This is a genomic window from Streptomyces sp. NBC_01260 (genome assembly GCF_036226405.1).
GTDB lineage: Bacteria > Actinomycetota > Actinomycetes > Streptomycetales > Streptomycetaceae > Streptomyces > Streptomyces laculatispora.
Map to the genome: position 1 here is coordinate 749,385 of NZ_CP108464.1, position 14,665 is coordinate 764,049.

14 protein-coding genes and 2 pseudogenes are annotated in these 14,665 nt (G+C 72.7%); 10 read left to right on the plus strand and 6 right to left on the minus strand.

Annotated elements, in window-relative coordinates; all coding sequences use genetic code 11:
• Positions 1 to 31: 31 nt before the first annotated feature.
• Together OG322_RS03415 and OG322_RS03420 are read right to left on the minus strand one after the other, a co-directional pair.
• On the minus strand, positions 32 to 538 hold the full coding sequence (locus OG322_RS03415) for a MarR family winged helix-turn-helix transcriptional regulator (protein ID WP_123464309.1): 507 nt from the start codon (positions 536 to 538) through the stop codon (positions 32 to 34).
• Positions 535 to 2,247, minus strand: a complete 1,713-nt coding sequence (locus OG322_RS03420; RefSeq protein WP_124285681.1) for an FUSC family protein — start codon at positions 2,245 to 2,247, stop codon at positions 535 to 537. The genes OG322_RS03415 and OG322_RS03420 overlap by 4 nt, the downstream gene beginning before the upstream one ends.
• A gap of 138 nt (positions 2,248 to 2,385) precedes the next feature.
• On the opposite strand from OG322_RS03420, the gene OG322_RS03425 reads away from it, so the two are divergent.
• From OG322_RS03425 to OG322_RS03435, 3 genes and pseudogenes are all read left to right on the plus strand, one after another.
• Entirely contained in the window at positions 2,386 to 3,144 is a 759-nt protein-coding gene (locus OG322_RS03425; RefSeq protein ID WP_124285680.1) for a VOC family protein, read from the plus strand.
• A 209-nt stretch (positions 3,145 to 3,353) separates the two neighbouring features.
• Positions 3,354 to 3,401: pseudogene (locus OG322_RS03430) on the plus strand (hypothetical protein); the annotation flags it as partial.
• Between the two features lie 94 nt (positions 3,402 to 3,495).
• On the plus strand, positions 3,496 to 3,798 hold the full coding sequence (locus OG322_RS03435; RefSeq protein ID WP_329306014.1) for a hypothetical protein: 303 nt from the start codon (positions 3,496 to 3,498) through the stop codon (positions 3,796 to 3,798).
• 73 nt (positions 3,799 to 3,871) lie between these two features.
• Here OG322_RS03435 and OG322_RS03440 read toward each other — a convergent pair whose 3' ends face one another.
• Positions 3,872 to 4,732 (minus strand): phospholipid scramblase-related protein, encoded by an 861-nt coding sequence (locus OG322_RS03440; RefSeq protein WP_123464301.1) that lies wholly within the window; start codon positions 4,730 to 4,732, stop codon positions 3,872 to 3,874.
• Positions 4,733 to 4,846: 114 nt separating this feature from the next.
• Here OG322_RS03440 and OG322_RS03445 point away from each other — a divergent pair, with 114 nt between their 5' ends.
• The 4 genes from OG322_RS03445 to OG322_RS03460 all read left to right on the plus strand — a co-directional run bounded on the left by OG322_RS03445 (position 4,847) and on the right by OG322_RS03460 (position 8,018).
• On the plus strand, positions 4,847 to 5,272 hold the full coding sequence (locus tag OG322_RS03445; RefSeq protein ID WP_329306015.1) for a hypothetical protein: 426 nt from the start codon (positions 4,847 to 4,849) through the stop codon (positions 5,270 to 5,272).
• 80 nt (positions 5,273 to 5,352) lie between these two features.
• On the plus strand, positions 5,353 to 6,003 hold the full coding sequence (locus tag OG322_RS03450; RefSeq protein ID WP_329306016.1) for a DUF3105 domain-containing protein: 651 nt from the start codon (positions 5,353 to 5,355) through the stop codon (positions 6,001 to 6,003).
• Positions 6,004 to 6,029: 26 nt separating this feature from the next.
• Positions 6,030 to 6,647, plus strand: coding sequence for a DUF305 domain-containing protein (locus OG322_RS03455; protein ID WP_443066587.1), 618 nt, complete (start codon positions 6,030 to 6,032; stop codon positions 6,645 to 6,647).
• A 123-nt stretch (positions 6,648 to 6,770) separates the two neighbouring features.
• The gene (locus OG322_RS03460; RefSeq protein WP_329306018.1) at positions 6,771 to 8,018 is read left to right on the plus strand and encodes an ROK family protein; all 1,248 of its coding nucleotides are present in this window, start codon (positions 6,771 to 6,773) and stop codon (positions 8,016 to 8,018) included.
• A 76-nt stretch (positions 8,019 to 8,094) separates the two neighbouring features.
• On the opposite strand, the gene xylA is transcribed toward OG322_RS03460, so the two are convergent.
• Positions 8,095 to 9,264 (minus strand): xylose isomerase, encoded by a 1,170-nt coding sequence (gene xylA, locus OG322_RS03465; protein WP_123464293.1) that lies wholly within the window; start codon positions 9,262 to 9,264, stop codon positions 8,095 to 8,097.
• 250 nt (positions 9,265 to 9,514) lie between these two features.
• On the opposite strand from xylA, the gene xylB reads away from it, so the two are divergent.
• The 3 genes from xylB (at position 9,515) to OG322_RS03480 (ending at position 13,249) form a co-directional block, all read left to right on the plus strand.
• A complete protein-coding gene (gene xylB, locus OG322_RS03470; RefSeq protein ID WP_266410619.1) occupies positions 9,515 to 11,008 on the plus strand; it encodes a xylulokinase in 1,494 nt (497 codons plus the stop codon).
• A gap of 139 nt (positions 11,009 to 11,147) precedes the next feature.
• Positions 11,148 to 12,422: a VWA domain-containing protein gene (locus OG322_RS03475; protein WP_164494476.1), complete on the plus strand. Its 1,275-nt coding sequence runs from the start codon at positions 11,148 to 11,150 to the stop codon at positions 12,420 to 12,422.
• Positions 12,419 to 13,249 (plus strand): hypothetical protein, encoded by an 831-nt coding sequence (locus OG322_RS03480; RefSeq protein ID WP_123464287.1) that lies wholly within the window; start codon positions 12,419 to 12,421, stop codon positions 13,247 to 13,249. The genes OG322_RS03475 and OG322_RS03480 overlap by 4 nt, the downstream gene beginning before the upstream one ends.
• A 469-nt stretch (positions 13,250 to 13,718) precedes the next feature.
• On the opposite strand, the pseudogene OG322_RS03485 reads toward OG322_RS03480, so the two are convergent.
• A pseudogene (locus OG322_RS03485) lies at positions 13,719 to 13,952 on the minus strand (alginate lyase family protein); the annotation flags it as partial.
• Between the two features lie 24 nt (positions 13,953 to 13,976).
• Positions 13,977 to 14,660 (minus strand): ThuA domain-containing protein, encoded by a 684-nt coding sequence (locus OG322_RS03490; protein WP_329306020.1) that lies wholly within the window; start codon positions 14,658 to 14,660, stop codon positions 13,977 to 13,979.
• Between the last annotated feature and the right edge of the window lie 5 nt (positions 14,661 to 14,665).

Consider the following 14,665-nt stretch of genomic DNA (forward strand, 5'->3'; position numbering starts at 1 on the left):
GCCGGCGGCGGGGCGGCCGCGCTTCGGACGGTCAGCGGCGGGCGCCGCCGATGCGTCCCTCCAACTGGACCAGCAGCTCGCTGAGCTGGGCACTGAGCCGGTCGCGGGACTCCGCGTCGAGACCGGAGAGCACCGCGCGTTCGTACGCCAGCTGCTGCGGCAGCAGTCCGTCGACGAGCTCCCGCCCCTCGTCGGTGAGCCGGACGTGCGCGACCCGGCGGTCCCGGTCGTCGCTGCGGCGGTCGGTGAGGCCGCGCTCCTGGAGGACCCGCAGGCGCTTGGTCACGGCCGCTCCGGAGGAGAACGTCTCCCTGGCCAGTTCGCCGGGGGTGAGTTCACGGTCGGTACGGCGCACGGCACCGAGCAGGTCGAACTCGGCGCGGGTCAGTCCGGCCGCCCGCAGCGGGGCGTCCTCGGCCTGCTGAAGCAGGGCGGCGCAGCGGTTGATCCGGCCGATGAGCTCCATGGGTCCGGTGTCGAGGTCCGGGTTCACTGCCCGCCACTGCCGTACCACCGAGGCGACGATGTCGTCGGTCACACCGCTCCGTTCTCCGGGGCCGGGGCGATCAGCCCCTGCCGTATTGCTGTCGCCGCGAGCGTACGGTGTCCGGCCTGCTCGGCTGCGAGTACCTCCTCCTGGGGCAGGTCGCGCTGCCACCATTCGCCGGCCGCCGTGTCGTCCGCCTCGCGCAGCTCGACCAGGGATGCGGTGAGCCTGCGGCGGGCGGCTTCGAGGGCGGTGGGGGCGGGGCCGGGAGCCGCGAGGGTCTGCACGGCGTGGGCGCGGGCCAGTTCGGCGGCCGCGAGTGCGCTCTCCACCCGGCCGGTGGCCCGGCGGTTGGTGACGAGCATCGCGGCGAGGAATCCGACGGCGGCGCCGATGACGGTGTCCAGGACCCGGTCGCCGATGAGTTCACCGGCCGGGTGGCTTCCGGCGTACTCCAGGACCAGCAGGGCCATCGGGGTGACGGCGACGGAGCCGAGCCAGTAGTTGCGGGTGATCAGGGCCTCGGCGGCGAAGCTGAAGAAGAGGCAGCAGCCGATCAGAGCCAGCGGGCCGGTCCGGGTCACCGGGAGGACGGCGGCGAAGACCAGGACGCCGATGAGGTTGCCGAGGGTGCGCTGGAGGGTCCGGTTCCAGGAGAGCGTGACGTTGGCCTGGTAGAGGGAGGCCGCGGTGACGATCGCCCAGTAGGGGCGCCCGACGCCGGCGGCCGACGAGACGTAGCCGGCCAGGGCGCAGCCGATCAGGGCGCGTGCGGCGATCGGCAGCAGCGGGGACCCGGGGCCCAGGCGGCGCAGCAGTGCGCGGCGCGCCTGACCGGGGGCGGTGGGGCGCAGGACCGCGCGTTCGGCGTCGATGCCGAAGAGTTCGGCGGCCGTTCCGGGGGCGGCCGGCGGGGTCGGCACCGGTCCGCGGGCCCGGGTCCGCGCGGCCCAGTCACGCAGTACCGCGGGGTCGGCGGCGGGAGCTCCCCCGTCCGCGGCCGGTGCGCCCGCGGAGAGTGCGGCCTCCGCGTGTACGACGAGGCGTTCCAGGGCGCGGCGTACGGGGGTGGGGCGTCCGGCGGCGAGGAGGGTCTGCCACGCCGCGTGCACGGCGGCGACCGCGGCGCGCCGGGTGCGGTGACCGGGCTCGGCGGCGTAGGCCGCGGCGGCGTTCAGGGCGCGGGCCGTCGCGTGGCGCTCGGGCCCTTCACGGCGGATCAGCGCGGGACCGGCGACGGTGACCAGCCAGGAGACCGCGCCCGCACCGAGGGTCAGGGCGAGGTGACCGGGCACCTGGCCGAGCTGCTGCGGGGAGAACAGGGCGGCGGAGCTGACGAATGTGAAGATCAGCGGTCCGGGCGGCCCGATCCGGGTGGCGTCGCAGAGCAGCTTCTGCCCGGCTGCCAGGAGTGCGCCGACGGCGATCAGGACGGCGGTCGAATCGGTCAGCGATGCCGTGACCAGGGATACCGCCAGGCCGGCGAGCATCCCGAGGACGACCGCGACGACGGTCCGGGCGCGTCGCGCGTACGGCAGGCTGTGGCCGTACAGCGCGCAGAGCGAGCCGGCCATCGTGTACATCACGAGGTCGAGGCGGTCGATGGAGAACAGCACCAGGTTGGGTATCGCCGTGGCCACGACCACGCTGGACGCCGGTTTGAGCCACATGTCCGAGGGCCGGGCCAGGCGCAGCGGGGCCGCCAGGGGGAGTCTGCGGACGGAGGGCTGCCGACGGGGCCGCGTAGTTGTATCGCTCACTTAAATACGTTAGCAGGTATTACACATATAAAACACTTCGATCGGGATCTCCGCACCGATGGCCCGCCGCCACGCCCGGCCATAGCGTTCACACAGGCAGGAGAGTCGCACAGACCGACATACAGACGGAGGAATCGAATGAGGCTCACCGCACCAGTGCCCGGTGGTCCCTGCTGGATCGAGCTGAGCACTTCCGACGTCCAGGCGGCCACGTCGTTCTACGCGACGCTCTTCGGCTGGCGGTGCGAGACCGATCCGCGCGAGGAGGCGGGCGGCTACACCACGGCGCACCTCGGCGATGCCCGCGTCGCCGCGCTCAGCCCCGTCTACCAGCCCGGGCAGCCGCCGGCCTGGACGGTCTCCTTCGCCACCGAGGACGCGGACGCCTCGGCCGGGAAGGTGACAGCGGCGGGCGGTTCGCTGCTGGTCGGCCCGATGGACATCTTCGACCAGGGCAGGTTCGCCGTGGCCGCGGACCCGTCAGGCGCGGTGTTCTCGCTGTGGCAGGGCCGCGCGTTCGCGGGCGCCGACCTGTTCAACGACGCGGGCACACTGGGCTGGGCCGAGCTCGTCACCCGTGAGGCCGCACCGGCGCTCGCCTTCTACCCCGCCGTCCTCGGCTGGACGGTCAGCGCGTCGGAGACGTACCCGCAGTGGGGCATCGACGGCGCGGACTTCGGCGGCGTGCTGACGATGGACGAGACGTTCCCGCCGCAGGTGCGGCCGCACTGGCTGCCGTACTTCGTCGTCACGGACGTCGACGCGACGGCCGCCTCGGCGCAGGGAGCCGGCGGCGATCTGCTGATGGCGCCCACGAGCATTCCGCAGGGCCCGCGGATCGCCGTGATCCGGGACCCGCAGGGGGCCTCGTTCGGCATTCACCGGACGGACCAGTGAGGGCGAAGCGCTGCGCGTCACCGGCGCCGTGAGGTCCGGCCGGCCCGGACGTGGCACATCGCTCGACCGCACCGGCTGAGGCGCCCCGGTCAGCCGCTCTGTTCGTCCGTCGCCCGGACGTGGTCCGCGATGCCGACCGCCAGGACATCCCGCGGATCCGCGCCGACGCCGTCACCTCGCTGGGCGCCGGGGTCTTCGGTACGTCGCTGATGGTGACCAGCGCCGAGAACATCGGCATCGTCCAGCTGACCCGGGTGCGCGGCCGGTTCGTCACGGCCGGCGCGGGGGTGCTGCTGATCCTGTGCGGTCCCATCACGCCGCTCCCGGCTGCTCGCCGCCATCCCGGAGCCGGTGGTCGGCGCCGCGGGGCTGATCATCTACGCGGTGATCGCGACGATGGGCTTCGGCATGCTCAGCCGGGAGAACCTCACGCACGGCACCAACGCAATCGTGGTGGCGCTCGCGCTCTGCGTCGGGCTGCTGCCGGTCTTCGCCCCCGAGATGTACGCGGGGACGCCGGTGTGGGCCCGGACGGTCTTCGGCAGCGGCGTGGCCGCCGGGGCACTGGCCGCGGTGATCCTCGCGGCGGTGTTCGCCAGGCTGGGGCCGCCGGAAGCCGTGCCCGATGGAGAGAAGGACGCCCCGGAGGCCTGAGTACGCGCAACCGCCCGCGCCCCGCACACCTGTGCTGTGCGGGGCGCGGGCGGTCGGGTGCGCGGGGCCGGACTCAGCCGAGGCCGCGGGAGTCCTGCTTGAGGGCGGTGTCCACGGTCAGCGCCGTCGCGACCACCAGGCTCAGCAGCGGCTCGGGCAGCTGGTAGTGGATCTGCAGCACGTAGTTGTCCGCCGTGGTGAACAGCGTCTTGGCGAGGCCTTCCCAGGTCTTGGTGATCCGGGCTATCTCGGCGTCGTTGTGGTCCACGATCGCGAAGTTCCAGGCGCGCCAGTTCTCCGCCTTGATCGCACCGACCTGCTGTCCGTCGACCATGATCGCGAAGTTGATCTTGCCGATGGCGTTCTGCTGGACGATCTCGCCGACCTGTCCGCCGTCCGGCCGCTGCACGATGACCCGGGACTTGATGAACTTCGCCGGGCGGGTGAGCAGGAGCTGCGGCTGACCGTAGGCGTCACGGATCTCAAGACGGTGGGTCAGGTACTGGTCGATGCTGGTGAGGAAGCGCAGCACCTTGCGGAACGCGCCCTGACCGACCTCGACGACCGAGCCGACGGTGTTGCCGTGCTGGTCGAAGACGCTGTACTCGTTCGTCACCTCGATCAGCTTGGCCTTCTGGTTCACCACCAGGACCTGCTGGTTGAAGAGCGAGCCCGCACCCGGGGCGCCCCCCTGCTGCGGCGCCGCGGCCGACTGCTGGGCAGCCGCCTGCTGCTGGTACTGCTGCTGCGGAGCGGCCTGCTGCTGCGGTACCTGCGCCTGAGCGGGGGCCTGGCCCTGAGCCGGGGCCTGCGGCTGCCCGCCCGCCGGGTTGGTGTGCTCGGTCCACTGGGAGCCGTCCCAGTAGCGCAGCAGCTGGGGCGCGCCGTGCGGATCCGGATACCAGCCCGCAGATACGTTCGAGTGCGTTGTCACCGGAGCACACTATCCCGCCGTGACGCCGGCGGAACCCCTTCCCCCGCACATCCACAGCTTCCCGAACCGGCATCCGCACTCATTGAATCTTCACGCACCGGTACGATGTCCGGGATGAACAGGCCGAGTGGACGAACCGACCGGGTACGCGACGCCCGCGCCTCGGTGCTGCTCAGCTGGGTGTTCGTCCTGCTCGCCATGGTGTCGTGCTGTTCGCTCGCCTCCGCGCAGTCCGCCGAGGCGCAGCACCGTAGCGCCCCCTTCGCCGCTCCCCGGACCATCACTCCGGCGCCCGCGGCCGCGGCGCGGATCGTGGTGGCCGACGCTCCGGGAGACAGGGGCATCGGGAGTTCCTGCCACATCACACCCGACGATGCGACGCCGGTCGTCCTGCCCGCCCCACCCGCCCCGGCCGCGCTCCCCTGCGCCCCGGCCGTCCTCCCGGCCGGCTCCCTCACCGGCGCCGCCGGCATCCGGGGCCCCTCCAACGACGCCGTCGGCGACGTCGACAGCCTGCGCCTCCAGGTTCAACGGATCTAGCAGCAGGGCCTGTCCCCGCACCCCGGGGACACATACGCCTGTCTGCGAACCGTCCGGCTCACCGAACCCGAGGACCCGTCATGACCTCCGCCAAGAAGCAGCACACGCCTGCCACCGCCCGCCGCGCCAAGCTGGAGGAGGCCCGCCGCAAGGAGCGGGCCCGTGAGCGCCGCAGCCGCATCATCACGATCACCGCCGCCGTCGCCGTCGTGGCCGGCCTCGTCGTGGGCGGCGGCTACCTGATGAACACCGCCGACGAGCAGGACAAGGCCGAGACGGCCGCCAAGTCCTCGCCCGTCCAGGGCGAGAAGAGCTGGGAAAAGCTCTCGCGGGAGCACGTCGACAAGAAGGTCGACTACCCGATGAACCCGCCGGTCGGCGGCGACCACAGCCAGGTGTGGATGAACTGCGACGCCGATGTCTACACGGAGGCGATACCGAAGGAGAACGCGGTCCACTCGCTGGAGCACGGCGCCGTCTGGGTCACGTACAACGGCAAGGCGAAGCCCGCCGATGTCAAGAAGCTCGGCGAACGGGTCTCGGCCACCCCGTACTCCCTGATGAGCCCCGTCGAGGACCAGGCCGCCCCGCTCATGCTCAACGCCTGGGGAAAGCAGCTGACCGTGAAGAGCGCCACCGACGCCCGGGTGGCGCAGTTCTTCACGAAGTACGTCCAGGGCCCGCAGACCCCTGAGCCGGGCGCCGCGTGCAGCGGCGGGATCGCCAAGTGACCTCCTCGGCGCGTGCGTCCCGTCCGATGGTGCTGGCCGGCGGTGCCCTGCTGGTGCTGGCACTGGCCCTGGTCGCGCTCATGCTGGCACGCCCCTCGTCCTCTGCCCCCGCTCCGACCGCGGCGGCGTCCGCCCCTGCCGAGACCTCGGCGGACGTGGGGTTCGCCCGCGACATGGCGGTCCACCACCAGCAGGCGGTCGAGATGTCGTTCATCGTCCGGGACCGGACCACCGATGTGGCGGTGCGCCGGCTCGCGTTCGACATCATCAACACCCAGGCCAACCAGCGCGGCATGATGCTGGGCTGGCTGGAGATGTGGGGCCGTGCGAAGAGTTCGCCCGGCCCGCCCATGGAGTGGATGGGCCACACCGTCACCCCGCGCGGCGAGGGGGCGCTGATGCCCGGCATGGCGACCGACGCCGAACTCGACGCGCTGCGGGCGGCGAAGGGCAGGGACGCCGAGGTGCTGTTCCTGCGGCTGATGACCGCGCACCACCGGGCCGGTGCGGACATGGCGCAGGCCGCCGCGGCCGCGGCGGGCACCGCCGAGATCAAGAACCTGGCGTCGGGCATGGTGCTGGGCCAGCGGTCGGAGATCGCGCTCATGGCGGACATGCTCAAGGAGCGCGGGGCCGCGGTCTGATCCCACCGGCCCCGGCCACACCCATGGACCGGCCACGCCCCTTGAGCAGGGCGTGGCCGGTGCCGTCGGGCCCGCGCATCCCGACCGTACTGGCGTACGGGATCGCATAGGCTCGGCAGCGATATGAAGAGCAACCTCACGCCGCTGGGGCCCAAGGCCGACAAGGACACCGTCCGGCGCAGCAACCTCAGCCTCGTGCTGCGGGCCGTCCGCGACGAGAGCGAGGGCGAGGCGACCCGGGCCGGGGTCGCCTCGCGGGTCGGGCTGACGCGGGCCGCCGTGTCCTCGCTCGTCGAGCAGCTGCTCGACAGCGGGTTCCTCACCGAGTCCGGCAAGACGTTCAGCGGACAGGCGGGCAGGCCCGGTACCGCGCTCAAGATGGCCCGGACCGGTCCGGCCGGGCTCGGCGTCGAGGTCAACATCGACTATGTGTCGGTGTGCGTCGTCGACCTTGCGGGCACCGGCCGGGTCAGGCTCACCGAGCACCTCGACAACCGGGGCGCGCCGCCCGCAGAGGTACTGGCGCGGGCGGCCAGGATCGCCGCGCGCACCATGGAGTCGGCGGGCGAGCAGGAGCTGTTCCCCGTCGGGGTCACGTTGGCGCTGCCCGGTCTGGTCTCGGGCGGCGCGGTGCGCCAGGCCCCGAACCTGGGCTGGAACCAGGTCCCGGCCCAGGAGCTGTTCGCGGCCTCACTGGCCGACGAGCGCCCCGGCCGCGAGGCGCTGACCGTGAGTTCGGAGAACGAGGCCAATCTGGCGGCGCTGGCCGAGCTGTGGTTCGGCGGGCTGGAGCGGATCCGGAGCTTCCTGTACCTGACCGGCGAGATCGGCGTCGGCGGCGCCCTGGTCATCAACGGCGAGCTGCTGCGCGGGGCGCACGGGTTCGCCGGGGAGATCGGGCATGTGGTGGTGGACTCGGAGGGGCCGCAGTGCCGGTGCGGTTCGCGCGGCTGTCTGGAGCAGTACGCGGGACAGGCGGCGCTCCTGCGGGCCGCCGGTATCGAGGAGACCGGCAGCGGCGTCGGGATCGCCGAACTGGAGCGGCGCATCCGGGCGGGCGACGAGCGGGCGGTGGCCGCGGTCGCCGGTGCGGGCCGGATGCTGGGCCGGGTGCTGTCCGGGGCGGTGAATCTGCTGGACCCCGACGCCGTGGTGCTCGGCGGGATCTACCGGAACCTGATGCCGTGGCTGTCGCCGCCCGTCGACCGGGAGCTGACGGACCGGGTCGTGTCCGGGCTCTGGTCGCCGGGAAGCGGCCGGCTCCGCGCCTCGTCCGTCGCGGGTGACGCGGCACGGGGTGCGGCGGCACTGGTCATGACGGACGTGCTCGCCGACCCGGTGGCGTACGCGGGGCGGACCGCGGTCCGTTGAGCCGAGGAGGACGCAGGGGGCGGACGCGCCGCGCGTGTCCGCCCCCTGCGGCACGGCCGCACCCCGTGCGGCAGGGTCAGCGGACCCCGAGCAGGTGGTCCATCGCCAGCTGGTCCAGGGCCTCGAACGCCATGCCGCGCTCCGCCGCGGCCGTCACGTCGAAGTCCTCGTAGGCGGAGCGGTCGGCCAGCAGTCCGGCCACGCCGTCGGCGGCGGTGGGCTGTGCCAGCTCGTCCAGCCGGGAGGCGCGCAGCGCGTCCCGCACGGCCGGGTCGGCGCGGAAGGCGGCGGCGCGCTCCTTGAGGATCAGGTAGTTGCGCATGCAGCCCGCGGCAGAGGCCCAGACACCGTCGTAGTCCTCGGTCCGCGGCGGCTTGAAGTCGAAGTGGCGCGGACCCTCGTAGCCCGCCGTCTCCAGCAGGTCGACGAGCCAGAAGGCCTGGCGCAGGTCGCCGGCGCCGAAGCGGAGGTCCTGGTCGTACTTGATGCCGGACTGGCCGTTGAGGTCGATGTGGAAGAGCTTGCCCGCCCAGATCGCCTGGGCGATGCCGTGGGCGAAGTTCAGTCCGGCCATCTGCTCGTGGCCGACCTCGGGGTTCACGCCGTACAGTTCCGGGCGCTCCAGACGCTCGATGAAGGCCAGGGCGTGGCCGACGGTCGGGAGCAGGATGTCGCCACGCGGCTCGTTCGGCTTGGGCTCGATGGCGAACCGGAGGCCGTAGCCCTGGTCGACGACGTACTCGCCGAGCAGGTCGAACGCCTCCTTCATCCGGTCCAGCGCGACCCGCACGTCCTTCGCTCCGCCGGACTCCGCACCCTCCCGGCCGCCCCAGGCCACATACGTCTGGGCACCCAGTTCGACCGCGAGGTCGATATTGCGGATCACCTTGCGCAGCGCGAACCGGCGCACGTCACGGTCGTTGGACGTGAAACCGCCGTCCTTGAAGACCGGGTGCGTGAACAGGTTCGTCGTCGCCATCGGGACCTTGAGACCGGCCGCGTCCAGCGACTGACGGAACCGCTTCACGATGCCTTCGCGCTCGGAGTCCGTCGAGCCGAACGGGATCAGGTCGTCGTCGTGGAAGGTCACACCGTAGGCACCGAGCTCCGCGAGCTTCTGGACGGAGTCGACCGGGTCGATCGCCGCGCGGGTCGCGTCGCCGAACGGGTCGCGCCCCTGCCAGCCCACGGTCCACAGGCCGAAGGTGAACTTGTCCTGCGGGGTGGGGGTGAAGCGTTCGGTCATGGTCCATCCGCCTTCGGTGCCATGGGTCCGCAGCCGGTCGGGCAGCCGAACCTCTATTTGTTCACTGTCATGATTAATCATGCACGGACCATCCCGGCGACGTAACCCCCTCGTCGCCACGTCGTCGGAAATCCACTCCTCACCTCTGTTCCCCGCACGTTCGATCACCTAATTTGTTCTTCGTACGAGCAAATGCCCGCAGAGCGAGACCGCAGCGCGGGATCCCTGAGGCCAGAGAATGAGGTCAGCCATGCCGCCGCATACCGTCGTCATCGGTGTGGACAGCTCCACCCAGTCCACCAAAGCGGCGTTCGTCGACATCGCGACCGGCCGGCTGCTCGCCGTCGGCCGCGCCCCTCATGCCGTCACCGGGGAGGCCGGGGCCCGCGAGACGGACCCCGAGGTGTGGTGGCGGGCGCTGCGCGACGCGGTCGCCGCCGGGCTGAAGGAGTCCGGTGTCCCCGCCGAGGCCGTCACCGGCATCGCCGTGGCGGGCCAGCAGCACGGCCTGGTCGTCCTGGACGCGGACGGCAGCCCGCTGCGCCCGGCGCTCCTGTGGAACGACACCCGCTCCGCCCCGCAGGCCGCCGCCCTCACCGAGGCGCTGGGCGGGGCCGACGCCTGGACCGCGCGCACCGGATCGGTGCCGGTGGCCGCGATGACGGCGTCGAAGTGGATGTGGCTGCGGGAGAACGAACCGGCCACCGCCGCGGCGGCCACCGCGATCCGGCTGCCGCACGACTTCCTGACCGAGCGGCTGTCCGGCGTCGCCGTCACCGATCCCGGCGACGCGTCCGGCACCTGCTGGTACTCCACCGCGACCGGCGCCTACGACCCCGAGCTGCTCGAACTCCTCTCCATCGAGCCCGCGTCGCTGCCCGAGGTGGCTTCGAGCGGGGCGGCCCGCATCGGGTCCCTGACCGCCGGGGCGGCCGGGGCGCTCGGCCTGCCGGCCGGTATCGCCGTCGCGGCGGGCACCGGTGACAACATGAGCGCCGCCGTCGGACTCGGGCTCGGCGGCGCCGGGCTCCTGGACCACCCGGTACTCAGCCTCGGGACCTCGGGCACGGTCTTCGCCGCCTCCCGGACCAGGCCCGCCTCGCCCGCGCTCTCCGGCTTCGCCGCGGCCGACGGCACATACCTCCCGCTGGCCTGCACCCTCAACTGCACGCTCGCCGTGGACAAGGTCGCCGCTCTGCTCGGCCTGGACCGCGCCGACGCCGCACCCGGCGGCGAGGCCGTGCTCCTGCCCTACCTGGACGGTGAGCGCACCCCCGATCTCCCCACCGCCTCCGGCCTCCTCACCGGACTGAGGCACGACACCACCCCCCAGCAACTCCTGGGCGCCGCCTACGAGGGCGCGGTCTTCACCGTGCTGCGCGCGCTCGACGAACTGCTCCGGGCCTGCGGGCTCGACCCGGAAGACCCGGAGGTGGCGGCCCGGCCGCTGCTGCTGATCGGCGGCGGCGCCCGGGGCCACCAGTGGGTGGAGACCGTACGGCGCCTGTCCGGACGGCCGGTGACCGTGCCGGCCGGCGGGGAACTCGTCGCCATGGGTGCGGCGGCCCTCGCGGCGTCGGCCGTCACGGGCAGGGACCCGGTGGCGATCGCCACCGGCTGGCAGACCGGCGAGGATCCGCAACTGGCAGCGGTCGAAAGGGACCTGGCCACCTGGGCGCGGATCGGCTCGGTCCTGGACCGGGCATCGCAACCGCTGCTGGGCGCGGACCGGCCGCGGGGCTGAGTGCGAGACCCGGCGGACAGCGCCGACCGGGCCCCTGGCCTGACCTGCTGTCACATTCCGTCGTACGTCGGGTACAAGCGGGCGCGAAGGCCGGCGCACCGGTTTTGGATAGCGAACTGATGTTCACTACTATCCGGCGATGATCATAAGAAGAAGGCTGACGGTCGGGGTGGGTATTCTGCTCGCCACCCTGACCGCCGGGCTCGGCTCGGCGCTCCCCGCCGCGGCCGATGAAACCCCCACCAAAGCGTCCCCCAAGGTCGAGCTGGTGCTCGATGTCAGCGGCTCCATGCGGACCCGCGACATCGACGGCCAGTCCCGGATGACCGCGGCGAAGCAGGCGTTCAACGAGGTCCTGGACTCGGTGCCCGAGCAGGTGCAGCTCGGCATCCGCACCCTCGGCGCCGACTACCCGGGCGACGACCGGAAGGTCGGCTGCAAGGACACCAAGCAGCTCTATCCGGTCGGCCCGCTGGACCGCACCGAGGCCAAGACCGCGGTCGCCACCCTGGCCCCCACCGGCTGGACCCCGATCGGACCCGCTCTGCTGGGCGCCGCCGACGATCTGGAGGGCGGCGACTCCACCCGCCGGATCGTGCTGATCAGCGACGGCGAGGACACCTGCGGCCCGCTCGACCCCTGCGAAGTGGCCCGCGACATCGCCGCACGCGGCATTCACCTGGTCATCGACACCCTCGGCCTGGTGCCGAACGAGAAGATCCGCAAGCAGCTGACCTGCATCGCCGAGGCCACCGGCGGCACCTACACCGCCGTCCAGCACACCGATGAACTCTCCGGCCGCGTCAAGCAGTTGGTCGACCGGGCGGCTGAACCCGTCGTCACCCCGGTGGCGGCCGAGGGCGCGGACAGCTGCACCGACGCCCCGAAGCTCAAGGCGGGCCTCTACACCGACCGCGAGAAGTTCGGCGAGCACCGCTGGTACCGGGTGGACGTGCTGCCCGGCCAGGAGCTGCGCGCCTCGGCCAGCGTCTTCGCGGACCGCGCCGTGAACAACGACTACGGGACGCTGCTGCGAGCGGTGACCGTGCACGGCCGGGAGATCGTCAGGGGTTCCGAGTCCGGCACCGGGCGCACCGACGCCATCTCGTCCGGGCTGCGCTACCCGAAGCCCGAGCAGGACACGGGCGACGACGAGCCGGTCGCGGAGACCGTCTGCCTCCAGGTCAGCAACTCCTTCTCGGCGCCCGCCTCGGTGAAGACCTCTCCCGGTATGCCGGTCGAGCTGACCGTCGACGTGGTGGACGGTCCCGACAACGCGGCCGACGTCGCCGCGTTCGGCCTCGGCCGCGGCTGGTGGCTGCTCGGCGTGCTCGTCCTCACCGGACTGATCGCGGGCCTGCTGACCGGCTGGATCTCGCGCTGGCGCATCGCCGTCTGGAGGACCAACCGATGATCCGTACGACACGAGTACTCGCGGGTGCGCTGCTGACCGGCCTCGCCGTGCTGACCGGGGCGGGAGCCGCCGTCGCGGACGACCCGTCGGCGAGCCCGAGCCCCAGCGCCTCCGGCGACGGCTCCGGCCCCACGGAGGCGGGCACCGCCTTCCGTACCGCCACCGCGATCCAGCAGAACCAGACCGCCACCGCCGGCGGCTCCACGGGCGACTACCTGTACTGGGTGTTCCCGGCCGACGCGGGCCAGCGGGCCACCGTCAAGGCGAAGGTCACCCTGCCCGAGACCGCCACCCGACACGGCGCCTCGACCTGGCAGGTCGACGTGTACGACGGTCTGCGCCGCCGCCAGGCCTGCATGTACGGCAAGCAGACCGGCAAGGCCGCGGCCGACGCCGCCACGGTCGAGCTCACCTGTGTCCTGCGCACCGTCAGGGCTTGGTCCGAGCCGTGGGCCAACGACCCGCTGCCGGGCAGCTACTACGTCCGCCTCACGGTCGTCGATCTGCCCTCGGCGGATCTCGGTCTGCCGGTGCGGACCGAGATCGAGGTCACCTCGACCGGGAAGGGCGGTGCCGGGGACGTCGACGGCACGCTCGCCAAGCCGCTGGTACCCGGTGTCTCCTCGGTCGAGCAGGCCGCCGACGGCGCCTCGGCCGCCCCGGTCCCGCTCGCGGGTGAGCCCGAGGACGGCTGGGCGTCCGGCTGGTGGACCGACCGCTGGCTGTGGACCGTCGGCGGCGGGGTACTGGGCGCGTTCGCGGCCGTCTTCGGCTACTCGCTGACCCGCGGCAACGGCCGCCCCTCCCGGGTCCCGCCGGGCGTCTGACGCACGGCCGTCGGCCGGACCGGACACCCCGGTCCGGCCGACGGCAGGCAACCAGGCCGTGTCCGCACCGATGGAGCCAACCGCGCCATTCGAGAGTTCTCGACGGCGACTGGCACTTCCGGCTCGGCGCCGGACTCCACGACCTGACACCCGGCTTCGGGGACCCGGCACACGATGTCACCGGCTGGGGGACCGTCTCCGCACCGTCGTGCTGACGGCTGGACGGCGTCCCGCACGCACCTCGCCGGGGCTCCCCCGCGTACACCAACCAGATCTACCCCTTCCCGGTGGACCCGCCGCGGGTCCCGGACGCCAACCCCACCGCCGAGTACCGCTCACACTGCCCGAACAGTGTCCCGCGGACGGCGACGGGCGGACCGTCCTGCGCTTCGAGGGCGTCGACTCGTGCTTCGCCGTCCGGCTCAACGGCACCCCGCTCGGCGACGGCAAGGGCAGAGCGTTCTGGTTAGGCGGCGTGGATGTCGTTGCACAGCGAGCCGTAGTTCTGGCCGGTTCCGCCGCGCACCACGGTCGCCACCGGGCACGGGGCCCAGGTGCACTGGGCATGGGGGTTGGCGACGAGCCCGTTCCAGCCGGCGAGCCAGGGATCGGCGCCGGCGGCGACCTGCACCCTGGCCCGGTTCGGCTCGCCTCAGGCGTGGAGCATCCCGGGGTGCGCGAAGGCGGCGGGCGCGGCGTCCGCGTGTTCCGTTACGGAAGCGGGGGGTTACGCAGGCGGGGAGACCGGGGGCCGGTGCATCACATGGCGGAGCCCGCCGAGGAGGTGGGTGCGGAAGTCCGGGTCGGTGTAGGCCTGCGGGGCGTGTCCGAGCGCGGTGCAGAAGACCCGGGCCGCGCCGTGTTCACGGGTCCGGACGAGGGGGTGGTCGGCTCCCGTGCCACCCTCGTAGGAGGACGCGTCGGCGGAGGCGAGCACCCGCACCCGGCCGCGCGGGTTCTCCCGGAACTCGTACCACTCGTCGGCGAAGTCCCAGGTGTCGCCCAGATGGGCGGTGGCCGGGTGCTCGTGGTCCTCGATCACGAGGGTGCCCGGCTGGAACGCGGGGTGCCGGTCGAACCGGGCGCCCAGCAGCTCTCCGTAGAACGGCCAGTCGTACTCGGTGCAGGCCGCCGCGTGCACCCCCATGAAGCCGCCGCCCGCCACGCAGTACGCCCGGAGCCCGGCCCGCCCGGCGGGTGTGAGGACCTCTCCGCTGGTGGAGAGGAAGACCACCGCCGCGTATCCGTACAGCCCGTCCTCGAACACCACTGGGTCTTCCGTCGCGTCGACGGCGAAACCGTGCTCCGCACCGAGTGCGCGGAACGCGGCGATGCCGTCGGGGATCGAGTCGTGGCGGTAGTCCGCAGTGCGGGTGAAGACGAGGATCCGGGGAGAGCTGTGCGGCGGCATCGGTT